Below are 13075 nucleotides of genomic sequence, written 5' to 3'. Positions count from 1 at the left end.
GGGGTGGGCCACCAGCAGTACCCTGGACCCTGAATTACGGCGCAAACAAGCTCACGGGGGTCTGCCGGTCTCCGACGCAGTGCCACTGTGGACCCGCTGTCGGATTCACGCCCTGCTCACACCACGCTTGGCGCCGTGACCTTCTGCCGGCTCAGCTGCCGGCGGAGCGCATACGCCTGGTAGGCCAGGACAACGAGTTCCGATACGACGACTGCCCACGCCACGATCCAAGCGTCGAGGAAGTAGGCGGCGCCGAGAATGAGGGGAACTCCTGCTATTGCACCGAGCACTGTGGAACTGGCCAGGGCCTTTGACTGATTCATCGCAACCAGGCATGCCAGGCCGATAATCTGCGTGCAGGCAACGACGGTGAACATGAGGCCAAAAGGAAGCGCCTGGGCCATTGTGAGCCTGAGTTCGCCGTGGGAGAGCATGCTCGCGATGGTGGGGGTGGCGAGTGTTATGACTGCCCCGCCCAGCAGGCCGAACAACGGGCCAATTATGGCTGCCCGCCGGGCACGATGGGCGACGGTTACGGGTCCTCCCTCCGGCACCCAGCCCTGAATGACCTGCAGTACCGGTGAGAAGGCCACCAAGCCGAACCTGAAAAGTTTGTCGCCCATGGCGTACAGAGGGGTGGCGGCCGGGGCAAGCGCGGAGACGGCGAGGAGGGGCAAAGTCACGTAGAGACTTGTGGTCCCGGCCGTAATTACGCCGTGGCGCTGCGGAGCAAGGCGGGCCATCGCCGGCCTCAGCCCCAAATCAACTCTCGTATTGGCAGGAAGGCCCCGGAGGATTACCGCGCTGGACAGGAACACCCCCACAGCCGTGAGAACGGCCAGCGCGATAAGGAAATGAGCAAGTTCCCCGGTCACGCTGAGGATAAGGAAGCCAACCATGACCCCCACCATCTGGGGGAGGGCATCGAGCAGGAAGAGCCGGAGGGGACGCGCCTCCCCTATGAAATACCATGTCGCCCCAAGGAAGGGCAGCAGATACGCAACCGATCCGGCAATCACCACGCCGACGCCTGCGGGTGAGATCAAGAGCATCACCACGATCATGATCGGAAGCGTGAAGATGAAGAGATAGGCCCGTGACACGAGTGATTCCAGGTACAGTGCGGGCCGCGCCTCCCGGGGCATGCTGGCCACAGTGGCCGCACCGGTCGTTCCCCACCCGAAGGCAACGAGAACGCCGAAGAGGATGGCTCCTGTCTGGATTACAGCCAGACTGCCCCAAGCCGCAGCGCTTGTCCGGCCGATGATCAGGGGAACTGTGACCAGACTCACGACTGTCGACGCCCCAACCGTAGCGGCGAAGCTAATCAGGCGGCGAATGTGGGCAGATCCTGCTCTGATGGACACGGGACTCCTGTTCGAGGGGGACCCTTCGATTCTAGGCGACCGGCTGAAGGGGTCCGTCCTATAGACTGCTTGGACTGGCCCCGCACTTAGGAGATGCATTGACGTTTGCGGCCGTTGTCGTTTCATACAACCGAATAAAGCTTTTAGAAAAGTGCCTTGTCGCGCTGGAGTCCCAGAGCGAACCGCTGGACGAGATCATCGTGGTCGAGAACGGTTCAACGGACGGCAGCGCGGACTACGTGCGAAAGAACCATCCAAATGTGACCCTGTTCGAAACGGGCAAGAACCTTGGCGGCGCCGGCGGTTTCGCTTGGGGACTGGACATTGCCATGGCTAAAGGCCACGAGGCTGCCTGGCTGATGGATGACGACGCCGAACCGGAGTTGGATGCCTTCGCGCCACTGAAAGAAGCGTTCCAGGGAATGGAGCCACGCCCCTCCGTTCTCGCTTCCCTGGTTACGCACGGACGCGACGTTTTCAACACTCGTAACCCTCCGGTCATTACGACAGATGCCAAGCGGCACATGGATGCGAATGCCGCCGGCGGCGTGGCGATCGATACCGCTACCTTTGTTGGCGTGCTGGTCAACCTGGACTTCGCAAGGGAGACCCATCTTCCGTTCGTCGACTTCTTTATCTGGATCGACGACTCTGAATACACGCACAGGCTGTCCCGCATGGGGCTCGCAATGACCGTTCCTTCGAGCATGGTCAACCATCCCGTTGCCAAGGGGACGACGGCCGACATGGGGCCGCGCCTTTACTACCACATTCGAAACACCCTGTGGTACGTGCGGGAAAAGGACACTGATCGGAACTCAAAGATCATTAACCTGGGCGGCCTGGCCATCCAGACCCTCGAGCAGGCTGTCAAGGCCGAGAACAAGATGGGGTGGGTTTCGGCTGCGGCCCGAGGATGGTTCCACGGAGTCTCCCGTCGGCCGCAGCGTATTGCGCCCGGCGGCTTGGTAGCGACCCTTCCCCTTGAGGACCGCCAGGCTCTGGGAATCAACGCGCTCAAGTAGCTGTCGTCCCTGGTGCTGCCAGCGCTGGCGCATCAATGCCAGCTGAGCCCGGACTGTGTCGAACAAGGCGGCAACTGCCTCACACGTCCGGGCCAGCAGGCCACGCTTTCCCGCCTCCGGCGCGCAGCCTCAGAGAGTCGTAAGCTTGTCCTGGACCTCCTGGGGGATTCGTCCTTGACGCCCCCGAAGTCCATCGCGTGTCCCGAGGACAATAGCCTTGAGCAGCGCCATCCGGTTTGGTCCGTAGGTCACGCGTATCAGGTGGAAGATGGTTTCAAGTGCCACCCTCTTGAAAATCCAAGCAGGCTGGCCAAGAAGGTATTTGCGGGTCAATTGGATGCTGTTCCGCGCCATGTAGTAGACGCGGAATGGGGCATGGTAATAAACGTTCAGCCCGCGTCCGGCGATCTTCACGCGAAGACCCAGGAACTTCATCGGACGTGCTTGCCCCAGGGTGTGGGAGAGGTCGCAACCATCGCCTGTGATGAGGCGGTAGCCGTGCTGTCGCAGCCGCGCGGTGTATTCCGAATCAACAGCATCGATAAAGAGCGACTCATCGAGGAGGCCCACGTGGTCCAGCGCGGTGGCAGAAATAAGCGTGCCGGACTGCATCGGGTCGAAGCCTTCCCGGAATTCGTCCTTTCCGGGAAGCATGTCGATACGCGTTCCGTTGTGTGTCTCCGGGGTGACTGCACCCACTCTAATCCCAGCGCGCGCGGCGCGTTGCGCCGTCTCCAGCGCGCGCTCGATGAAATGCGGGCCAATCTCGGAGTCCTGATCGAGCGTTAGAACCCACGCCGGATCCCAGGCGGTCCGCGCCTGCTGTATTCCAGCGTTAAGGGCGGCCCCGATGCCTTTGTTCTCGCCGAGCCTTATGACCTGGGCAATATCCGCCAGTTGCTCAAAGGTGCACGCATCGGGTGAGGGTGAGCCGTCGTCGACAACCACCACGTTGTCCACCTGGCGCTGTAGCCTACGGATCCGGTCAACGACTTCAGCAGGAGGGTTGAAAAGTGACAGTACGGCGACGATGGAGTCCTGCTGCGGCAATGGGGGTCCTTCCAGGAGCCGGGATCTCGGGCTGTTCGTTCCAGTCTATCGGCGGATGCGAACGCGCTCGGTCCGGTAGCATGGTCAGGCGCCGTCTGGCGCAACAACGATGGTGGGAGGATCTCTCTATGGCCGTAGTCGACGTCATGCTGCCCTATTACGGGGACGTGGGACTTATGAAGAAGGCTGCCAACAGCGTCATGGCTCAACATTTCCATGATTGGCGGCTGCGGGTCTTCGATGACGGCTACCCGAGCAAGGAGCCTGAAGAGTTTTTTGCCGCCATTGATGATCCGCGGGTTTCCTACCAAAAGAATGCCGAGAATTTGGGAGCCAACGGAAACTACCGCAAGGCGCTCTCGCAGGCGGAAGCTCCTATTGTGGTCATCATGGGTGCCGACGACATCATGCTGCCCAACTATCTCGACGTCGTTGTTCGCTCCTTTGAGGCCCACCCGGAAGCTGCAATCGTGCAGCCGGGAGTCCAGGTAATTGACGAGAACGGCATCGCGGTCAATCCGCTCGTGGATCGTGTCAAGAAGGCTTGCGCACCGCAGACATCAGCGCCGCTGGTGCTCGCCAACGAGGACCTGGCTGCAAGTCTCCTGCGTGCGAACTGGACCTACTTCCCGTCGCTTGCATGGCGAGCGGAGGTAGTGCAGGGGATCGGATTCACAGAGGGACTGGATGTCGTGCAGGACCTGGCCATGCTCCTCGACGTCGCGGACCGAGGCGGTGCTCTGGTCGTGGATCCCGAGCTCGCCTTCCTGTACCGTCGACATTCGGCATCCGACTCCTCGGTCCGCGCCCTTGACGGGCGTCGATTTGAAGAGGAGCGGCGATTCTTCCAGGACCAGGCGGAACGGTTCAGAGCCCGCGGCTGGACGAAGGCCGCACGCGCCGCAACCACCCACCTTATGAGCAGGCTCAACGCTGCCTCCCTCGTGGGCAAGGGCCTCGCGGCCGGCAACAGCGCTGCGGTGCAGAAGCTTCTCAAGCACGTAGTGGCCTAAGCTTCCAGCAACTCAGCAATGTAGAGGGGCGGCGCCGCGAAGGCGCCGCCCCTCTACGTTTTTTTGTTCCTATCGACCTTGAAGGAAATGGGGGCCGCTGGTCCCGAGCTGTTGCCGACGCCGGTAGCTCCGCGACCACCCTGGTGGCCGCTGCGAATACGTCAGGCAGCGCCAGACGCTAAACGGGCCGCGGGCCTTTGCTCCGCTTCACTGCCTCAACGAAGGCCTTGCTGAGCATCCAGCGTGATTTCAGAATGGTTGGGATGCCTCTGAAGGTTTTGGGTGTTGTGTTGTTTGCATGAAGCCGTCGGCTGAGGGTTTCGATTTCGAGGTGGGCCATGGTTCCTCGGACGTTGGCGAGCATAGCCAGCCACTGGTCGTGAGTTTCGTAGAGGAACGGGGGAAAGGGCAGGCTGCTTTGGATGAAGCTCCGGCGGAAGGCCATGGCGCAACCGTAATAGGGAATGATGCCGATCCAGAGCCGGATAAGGTTCCGGACCCTGTGACCACCGGTGCCTTGTTTGAGGCGCAGTTGCTCGAGCTTCCGCGGAGTGCCTTCGAAGTAGCTGAAATTTGAGGCGACGGCTTCTGCGCTATCAAGTGCCCGTACCAGGGCGTCCACCCGTCCGGGCAGCCAGAGGTCGTCTTGGTCCGAGAGCATGACAATCTCTCCGGTGCTGAGCCCGAGTGCCTTCTCGAAGTTGCGAACATATCCGAGATTGGATTCGTTGAAGTGGACTTTCACCCTGGGGTCGCGCATGTTGGTGAGCCATTCGCGGGTGCCGTCAGTGGAACCATCGTCGACAATGACCACTTCGTCGTGTTCGGTCAGTTGCGCGAGGATGGAATCGAGCTGCTCGTGGATGTGCTGGGCGCCGTTATAAGCCGCCATGCAGACGGATACGACCGGTCGTGTGGGCATGCATATTCTCCGGCGGGTTGGGTGTGGGGCGTCCCCCATCATAGCAATGGGCAGGTCCGTGTTCGTGCCCGATTGAACGTGGGCGGCTGTGTGCCGATAGCCTGAAGGCATGAAGATTATGGTTACCGGCGGGGCTGGCTTTATTGGCTCCCACACTGTCTTGCAGTTACTTGAGCACGGGCACGAGGTCATGGTTTATGACAACTTGCGCAACGCCAGCCCGGTGTCGCTTGAACGGGTGGAAGAGCTTGCCGGCGTACCCGTGAAGACGCGCTGGGCCGATCTGCTGGACACAAATGCGCTCGAAGCAGCGGTGGGGGAGTTCCAGCCGGACGCGGTGATCCATTTCGCTGGATTGAAGGCCGTGGGGGAGTCGGCCCAAATCCCTTACGAGTACTACATGAACAACGTAGTGGGCACACTGAACCTGATTGCGGCCCTTAAAAAGCATGGTGTCACCCGACTCGTGTTCAGTTCGTCGGCCACCGTCTACGACCCCCAAAATCCGCTTCCCTTGCTCGAGGGGATGCGGCGCAACGCCACGAACCCGTATGGCCGCACCAAGCAGCAGATCGAAGAGATTCTGGAGGACGTGGCAGCAGCGGACCCCACGTTGCGGATCGCGGTCCTGCGCTACTTTAATCCCGCCGGCGCACATGATTCAGGTCGTATCGGTGAAGACCCGGTGGGCACGCCAAACAATTTGCTGCCTTTTGTGGCGCAGGTCGCGGTTGGTATGCGCCCCGTGGTGCGGGTGTTCGGCGACGACTACGACACCCCGGATGGAACTGGGGTAAGGGACTATATCCATGTGGTGGATCTTGCCGCCGGGCACTTGGCCGCGCTGCAGTACCTGGAAAGCAATTCAGGACTGTTCACATGGAATCTGGGCACGGGGCGGGGGACGTCCGTGCTAGAGGTCATTGATGCTTTTGCCAAGGTCACGGGCCGCCCGGTGCCGTATGAAATCGTGGACCGCCGGCCCGGTGATGTCGCTGTTAGCCTCGCCGACCCGTCCAAAGCCTCGCGAGAGTTGGGGTGGAAGGCTGAACGGTCGTTCGAGGCCATGTGTGCGGACCATTGGCGGTGGCAGGAATCCAATCCGACCGGCTACACGGCGCCGTCGTCCCAGCCAGTCTGACGGGCGCAAGCTTCTTCGGCCCCAGGTCAGGTATATCGGGGACCTGCGGGTCGGCGAGCATTTGCGGGATGCACCCGGCCGAGCGGCTGCCGCTAAACCCGTGCCTTGGAGCTGCACCGTTGGTGGAAGACGAAAAGAACCGCAATAACGCCGAAGGGCCTGAGCCGGCCTAAACCGTGCTCAGGCCCTTGGCGTCTGGCGTTACAGCTGACGCGTGTCAGCCTTCCAAGAACGTTCCGACGGCGGGACGGCCAAACGCCGCACACCTGCCGGTGAAATTCCGTGTCAGCGTTCAGACCCGGATGCTGCGGTGGGCTGCTGTTTGACTGGAGCCTGCAGGCGTGGACGGTCGTCCTCCAGCCACGGGCGGGGGGCCTCGTCAAGGGCCATGCGCCTCGCCAGGAGCGTCAGCGCGAACTCTGAATGCCGGAACCGCTGGTACGTCGTTGACATGAAGACGAAGAAACAGAAGATCAGGGCATAGAGGACCAGGTCCGTGCCACGCCCGATGCCCAGGAACTGCGCCACGCGAGTCAGCAGGTCGGGGAGGAAGATAGAGATTGCGGCGGCGAAGGCAAAAACCATCAGCAGCAACCGCCGGATCGCCAGGTGCCGCGTATTTGACCCACCGCGCATCAGGGCCAGCGACACAAAGATTACTGCGATGACCAGAACAAGCTGGACTATGAAGATCAAGGGTTGGCCCTCCTATTTGAAGAACAGGTCGGCAACGATGTTCACCGAATTGAGCAGGGACTGGCCTTTGGCCTTCGAATAGTCCGTATAGATGATGTGCACCGGGTGCTCCACGTACCTCACCTTGAAGGCCGCCAACTGGTGGACCAGTTCCGACGCGTGCGCCATGCGGTTCTGTCTAAGCTGAATGCGGCTGGCAACATCCCTGCCCAGGACACGCAGCCCGTTGTGGGCATCGGTCAGGTCCAGTCCTGTGGACAACTTCATCTGCAGTGCAGCGACCTTCAGTACAAGCCGCTTCATGGCCGTCAGTTTTGTCCGGGAGTCCAGGAACCTCGAACCGAGCACCACATCCAGCGATTCCGTTCGCAAGCGCTCCACCATGGCCACCGCGTCTTCCACGCGGTGCTGCCCATCGGCGTCAAAGGTAACAATGGAGTCGGTTTGGGGGTCCTGCAGCGCATACTCGATCCCGGTCTGCAGCGACGCACCCTGGCCAAGGTTCACAGGATGCTCTACCACCACGGCGCCCGCGTTGCGGGCTACAACTACGGAACCATCACGGCTGCCGTCGTCAACACACACTACGTTTGGAAAGGTCCCCAACAGGCCTTCGATGACCTTGCCAACAACGGTTGCCTCGTTGTACATCGGAATGACAACCCACGTCTTACTCACCGCACTATCCTCTCACACAACCACAAACACCCCGACGCGCAGCACTCACCGAACACTCGATGAAATGAGCGGCAGCTCGCGAAGACGCTGGAGCTGATCCACGGGAGAGAATCCTGTTGACTTGATCCTTGACAGGTCGAGGACGCTGTTGAGCGGACGGGGGGCCGCAGCTTTCCCCGCAAAGTACTCCTCGGTGCTCACGCCGGTTATGGCGTCCGGGGAAGCGCCGCACGATTCGTACACCTGGGCGGCGATGGCCGCCCAGGACAACGGCTCGCCGTCGTTGGAAAGGTTGTAGGTGCCGTACTCCGCTTCAGTGTCCAGCAGGTGCTTAATGCCTGCAGCAATGTCCGCGGTGAAACTCAGGCGGCCGATTTGATCGTTTACGACGGAAGGCTTGATGCCCCTTCCGGCAAGTGCGGCCATTGTCCGAACGAAATTATTCCCGTCTCCGATTACCCAGCTGGTGCGGACTATGTAGTGCCGGGGCACCAGGCTCACGGCAGCGTCGCCGGCTGCCTTCGTTTGGCCATACACCCCGAGCGGGCAGACCGGATCATCCTCCACGTACGCGGATGACTTTGTCCCGTCGAAGACGTAGTCCGAGGAGACATGGACCAGGGTCAGGTTGTTTTCGATGGCGATGCGGGCCAGGTTGGCCACGCCCTTGACGTTCACATTCCAGGCGGCTTCCCGGCCTTCCGCGGTTTCCGCGTTGTCCACGGCCGTGTACGCGGCAGCGTTGATGATTGTGGAGTAGTTCTTCCAGTTCAGGCCTGACCCGGCATCAGGCGAGGCCAGATCAAATTCGTTCCGGCCTGCGAATTCCACTGATGGATCGCCATCGTAGGCGTCCTGCAGTGCCTTGCCGAGTTGACCGTTCGCGCCCAGCACGAGGGTTTTCTTAGCCCGCATCGGAGCAACGTCCTGAAGGCGGGGATGCGCCTTATCCTTGTCGGAAAGTTCGGCCTGCCCAAGGGGCACCGGCCACGGAATGGACACCGTCTCGTCGGCAAGGTTCAGAAAGGTGTACTGGCCCTGCGCGTCAGATGACCAGTGGTCATTGACGAGGTACGTATAGGCGGTGTTGTCTTCGAGGGTCTGGAAAGCGTTGCCGACCCCCCGGGGGATGAAAATGGCCTGGCTGGCATCGAGTTCGGCCGTGAAAACCGCACCGAACGACGGCCCTTCCCTGAGATCCACCCAAGCGCCAAAGATCCGCCCGGTGGCTACCGAAATGAATTTGTCCCATGGCTCGGCGTGGATGCCGCGCGTGGTGCCCGCTTTCTCGTTGAACGAGATGTTGTTCTGAACTGGACGGAAGTCGGGCAGCCCAAGGGCCACCATCTTTTCCCGCTGCCAGTTTTCCTTGAACCAGCCCCGGTTGTCACCGTGCACTGGCAGGTCGTAAAGGACAACGCCCGGTATTGGTGTCTCGTGGGCAACCAGCTTCTTTGAAAACTCAATGGACATGTCTTACTGGCCCTGTTCCTTGTACTTTGCTTCGGTGAGGGCTTTCTGGGGTCGCCACCAGTCTTCGTTGTCGCGGTACCAGGCGATTGTGGCCTCAATGCCGGCGTCAAAGTTGGAGAATTGCGGTTCCCAGCCAAGTTCCGTGCGGAGCTTAGTGGAATCGATGGCGTAGCGGAGGTCATGGCCGGGCCGGTCCACCACATGGTCATAGGCGTCCGGTGATTGGCCCATGTGCTTGAGGATCAGCTCGACTACGTCTTTGTTATTCTTCTCACCGTCGGCGCCGATGAGGTACGTCTCGCCAATTTTGCCTTTGGCAATGATGGCCAGGACGGCAGACGAGTGGTCGTTGGCGTGAATCCAGTCACGAACGTTCTCGCCCTTGCCGTAAAGCTTTGGCCGGATACCGTCGATGATGTTGGTGATCTGCCGTGGAATGAACTTCTCCACGTGCTGGTATGGACCGTAGTTGTTGGAACAGTTGCTGATCGTCGCCTGCAGGCCGAAGGAACGCACCCAGGCGCGGACCAGCAGGTCCGAGCCGGCCTTGGTTGAAGAATAGGGGCTGGACGGGTTGTACGGCGTTTGCTCCGTGAATCGTTCAGGATCATCCAACTCGAGGTCGCCGTAGACTTCGTCGGTTGAGATGTGGTGGAAGCGCTTGTTGTGCTTCCGGGCAGCCTCGATCAGCGTGTAGGTCCCGATGATGTTTGTATCAAGGAAGGGCCGCGGGTCATGCAGGGAATTGTCATTGTGCGATTCGGCTGCATAGTGCACCACGACATCGGTCTCGGCAACCAGCTGATCCACGAGGGCAGCATCGGCGATATCGCCGTGAACGAACGTAAAACGGTCCTCGGGCAGACCCTTAAGCGATTCCACGTTGCCGGCGTACGTTAACTTGTCCAGAACGGTGACCTGCTGGTCGGTGTTTTCAAGAACGTAGTGGACGAAATTGGAACCAATGAAGCCGGCGCCGCCGGTGACGAGGAGTCGTTGCATGATTCAAGATCGTAGCCGATAGGCTTTGAACATTGTTTGAATGAAGGGACGTCCGACTTGAACTTGCCGGCTGGCCAGCTGCGTCAACCGCGGCTTGTCGATGATCCCGGAACGCCCCGTCTGCCGTGGGCGTTCCGCGGGACTCTCGCTGTGTCGAGGAACGGATTCGGGGCCTTCGCCGCAGCCGTTCTGGGTGCTGCAGCCCTTACACTCCTGGCTTGGATCAGACTTCCTGGATTGACCAGGGAGACGCTCTGGGCGGAGGATGGCGGCATCTTCCTTCGTCAGGCGATGGACAGCCGGTTCCTGAGCGGCCTTATGGACCCCTATGACGGATATCTCCATCTACTTCCGCGGCTTCTGGCTCACTTATCCCTTCGTATGGGTCCGCTCGAAGGATACGCCGAGCGGATCTCGTGGCTGTCCTGCGCGTCCGTCGGGCTTGTCGGCGTGGCTGTCTTCTTCCTTAGCAGACCGTATATGCCGCGTGTAATGGGGAGCGTGCTGCTGGCCGTAATCCCGGCGCTCCTGCCTGTTGGAACGCTGGAGGTGCTCGGCAACACCGCCAACCTGCATTGGTTCATGCTTTGGCTGGTGCCGTGGCTTCTGATCTACCCCACGCGCACCGTCGGCTTCAACGTATGCCTTGCAGCTACTGCCTTCGTGGCCGCATCGACCGAGATACAAACCGTCCTTTTCGTCCCGCTGATTGTTCTTGCGGTTCGAACTCGTCGCCAATGGGGCGCCTCCATTGGTTTACTGCTGGGTCTGGCCATGCAATTCATCACTTATGCCAGTTTCCCTCGATCGGTCTCAAAGGATGCGGTGCCGTGGGACCTCGGCATGGTCCTCATCGGCTGGCTTACTCAGGGAGGCATGTCAAATGTTGAGAGTTCTGCGGCCAGCATAGGCGTTGCGTGGACTTACTTCGGCGGTGCCCTGCTGGTGGTTCCGATCGCGCTCGTACTCATACCCTTGGTCGCCGGAGCCATGAAAGGTCGTGCCACCCTGCTGGTTGCCGCCGCGTTTGTCGTGGTTTCCGCCGCTCTCTGGTTTGCCGCTCAAGTTTTCAACAACCGGCCTTTCATGGCTTATTCATCTTTTACCAATGATGAGTGGCTGAAGTTTGACTTCCTGCGCTACGCGGCCGCCCCGGCAATGTTTGCCCTTGGGGCTCTTGCCATAGTTGTGGGAGGGTTCCGCTGGAGGCAAGGAGTCCAGGGCATTACAGGTTCTGAGGCGCCGGCCCGCAGCGGAGTCCAGTGGGAGACCATCTGCTCAACGGTCCTTCTCACGATTCTTGCTTTCGGATTCTTCCCGCCCACCAGCCTTCGCGCCGACGGCCCCTCCTGGCAGACACAAGTTGCCGCCGGACGGACGGCGTGCGAAGCCGACCCTCAACTCGTTGAGGTACCGGCTTTTGTGGCACCCCGTGGCTGGGGATTGGAGCGAGTAGCGATATCGTGTAACCGATTGCGAACCAACGACAATGAAAGAAGGTGAGCGTGCGAGGAATCATTCTCGCCGGCGGAACGGGATCGAGGCTCCACCCGATCACGCTTGGTGTCAGCAAACAGCTCGTTCCGGTTTACGACAAGCCGATGATCTACTATCCGCTCTCAACGCTGATTCTGGCGGGCATCCGCGACATCCTGATCATCACCACTCCCCACGACGCCGAACAGTTCCAGCGGCTCCTGGGGGATGGTTCGCAATTCGGCGTGAGCCTGACCTACATGCAGCAGCCCTCTCCCGACGGATTGGCGCAGGCATTCATTCTGGGTGCCGAACATATCGGAAACGAGCCGGTGGCGTTGGTCCTCGGGGACAACATCTTCTACGGTCCTGGCATGGGCACGCAGCTCCGCCGTTTCGAGAATATCGACGGCGGCGCTGTGTTTGGCTACTGGGTAGCGGACCCCACGTCGTACGGCGTGGTCGAATTTGGCCCTGATGGAAAGGCGATCTCCCTTGAGGAGAAGCCGGCAAAACCCAAGAGCCACTATGCAGTGCCCGGCCTTTATTTCTACGACAACGATGTGGTTGATATCGCGAAGAACCTTAAGCCCTCGCCGCGCGGCGAACTTGAGATAACCGACGTCAACCGCACCTACCTGGAACGCGAAAAGTTGCAGGTCGAGATTCTGCCCCGCGGCACTGCTTGGCTGGATACCGGAACCTTCAACGACCTCAACGACGCCTCGAACTTCGTCCGCACCACGGAAAACCGCCAGGGCTTAAAGATCGGCGCCCCCGAGGAGATCGCGTGGAGGCTTGGTTTCCTCACCGATGAAGAACTGCGCGAGCGCGCCACGCCGCTCATCAAGAGTGGTTACGGCCGATACCTGATTGACCTGCTGGAGCACGGCGCATAGGTATCCAGCTAAAGACGTCGATGGCGGGCCCGCACGCGGACCCGCCATCGGCGTTTTATTCGCTGTTCCTTACTGCCGTGTGATCTTGGCGCCGGCAGTTGCAGTCCAGTCGATCCGACCTCCCTGGAAGAACTGGGTGCAGCTTTGCCCGTCAGCAGAGCAGGTGACGGGTCCGGTGGGGTAGCCGAGGGGACCGCCCTCGAAGCCGCTGATTCGCCAGGCGTCGCGGATAGGGCCGTTGGGGGAGACCTGGGCTCCTGTTGCCGCGGACCAGATGATGGCTCCGTTTTGGAAGTTCTGGTAGCAGCCGCCGTTTTTCAGTCCGCAGGTGAC

Annotated in this window: 13 protein-coding genes; 5 read left to right on the top strand and 8 right to left on the bottom strand. The window is 60.6% G+C overall.

All coding sequences use genetic code 11. The features are described from left to right. Positions 1-116: 116 nt before the first annotated feature. The gene (locus tag VXJ37_RS10730; protein WP_331323031.1) at positions 117-1292 is read right to left on the bottom strand and encodes a hypothetical protein; all 1176 of its coding nucleotides are present in this window, start codon (positions 1290-1292) and stop codon (positions 117-119) included. A 173-nt stretch (positions 1293-1465) separates the two neighbouring features. Here VXJ37_RS10730 and VXJ37_RS10725 point away from each other — a divergent pair, with 173 nt between their 5' ends. Next, positions 1466-2392, top strand: a complete 927-nt coding sequence (locus VXJ37_RS10725; protein WP_331323030.1) for a glycosyltransferase family 2 protein — start codon at positions 1466-1468, stop codon at positions 2390-2392. A gap of 129 nt (positions 2393-2521) precedes the next feature. On the opposite strand, the gene VXJ37_RS10720 is transcribed toward VXJ37_RS10725, so the two are convergent. Then, positions 2522-3442, bottom strand: a complete 921-nt coding sequence (locus VXJ37_RS10720) for a glycosyltransferase (protein ID WP_331323029.1) — start codon at positions 3440-3442, stop codon at positions 2522-2524. Between the two features lie 128 nt (positions 3443-3570). Here VXJ37_RS10720 and VXJ37_RS10715 point away from each other — a divergent pair, with 128 nt between their 5' ends. Further along, the gene (locus tag VXJ37_RS10715; RefSeq protein WP_331323028.1) at positions 3571-4455 is read left to right on the top strand and encodes a glycosyltransferase family 2 protein; all 885 of its coding nucleotides are present in this window, start codon (positions 3571-3573) and stop codon (positions 4453-4455) included. Positions 4456-4633: 178 nt separating this feature from the next. Here the strand turns inward: VXJ37_RS10715 and VXJ37_RS10710 are convergent, their stop codons facing one another. Then, positions 4634-5377, bottom strand: a complete 744-nt coding sequence (locus tag VXJ37_RS10710; RefSeq protein WP_331323027.1) for a glycosyltransferase — start codon at positions 5375-5377, stop codon at positions 4634-4636. Positions 5378-5486: 109 nt separating this feature from the next. Between VXJ37_RS10710 and galE the strand changes: the two genes are divergently transcribed. Further along, complete coding sequence (galE, locus tag VXJ37_RS10705) at positions 5487-6518, top strand: UDP-glucose 4-epimerase GalE (protein WP_331323026.1); 1032 nt, start codon at positions 5487-5489, stop codon at positions 6516-6518. Positions 6519-6803: 285 nt separating this feature from the next. On the opposite strand, the gene VXJ37_RS10700 is transcribed toward galE, so the two are convergent. Genes VXJ37_RS10700 through rfbB form a run of 4 tightly spaced genes read right to left on the bottom strand, consistent with a single transcriptional unit; the run spans position 6804 to position 10367 of the window. Next, entirely contained in the window at positions 6804-7214 is a 411-nt protein-coding gene (locus VXJ37_RS10700) for a DUF2304 domain-containing protein (RefSeq protein ID WP_331323025.1), read from the bottom strand. A 12-nt stretch (positions 7215-7226) separates the two neighbouring features. Then, a complete protein-coding gene (locus VXJ37_RS10695) occupies positions 7227-7892 on the bottom strand; it encodes a glycosyltransferase family 2 protein (protein ID WP_307306832.1) in 666 nt (221 codons plus the stop codon). Positions 7893-7937: 45 nt separating this feature from the next. After that, entirely contained in the window at positions 7938-9365 is a 1428-nt protein-coding gene (locus VXJ37_RS10690; RefSeq protein ID WP_331323023.1) for a bifunctional dTDP-4-dehydrorhamnose 3,5-epimerase family protein/NAD(P)-dependent oxidoreductase, read from the bottom strand. A 3-nt stretch (positions 9366-9368) separates the two neighbouring features. Then, positions 9369-10367, bottom strand: coding sequence for a dTDP-glucose 4,6-dehydratase (rfbB, locus tag VXJ37_RS10685; protein ID WP_331323022.1), 999 nt, complete (start codon positions 10365-10367; stop codon positions 9369-9371). Between the two features lie 237 nt (positions 10368-10604). On the opposite strand from rfbB, the gene VXJ37_RS10680 reads away from it, so the two are divergent. Together VXJ37_RS10680 and rfbA are read left to right on the top strand one after the other, a co-directional pair. Then, the gene (locus VXJ37_RS10680; protein WP_331323021.1) at positions 10605-11870 is read left to right on the top strand and encodes a hypothetical protein; all 1266 of its coding nucleotides are present in this window, start codon (positions 10605-10607) and stop codon (positions 11868-11870) included. Positions 11871-11872: 2 nt separating this feature from the next. Continuing rightward, positions 11873-12742, top strand: coding sequence for a glucose-1-phosphate thymidylyltransferase RfbA (gene rfbA, locus VXJ37_RS10675; RefSeq protein ID WP_331323020.1), 870 nt, complete (start codon positions 11873-11875; stop codon positions 12740-12742). Positions 12743-12811: 69 nt separating this feature from the next. Here rfbA and VXJ37_RS10670 read toward each other — a convergent pair. Beyond that, the coding region (locus VXJ37_RS10670; protein WP_369605609.1) for an LGFP repeat-containing protein at positions 12812-13075 on the bottom strand (264 nt) is incomplete at its 5' end.

Source organism: Pseudarthrobacter phenanthrenivorans, from assembly GCF_036455295.1.
Lineage (GTDB): Bacteria > Actinomycetota > Actinomycetes > Actinomycetales > Micrococcaceae > Arthrobacter > Arthrobacter phenanthrenivorans_C.
Note: the sequence above shows the minus strand (reverse complement) of the source record. Positions and strands in the feature narration are given on the sequence as shown.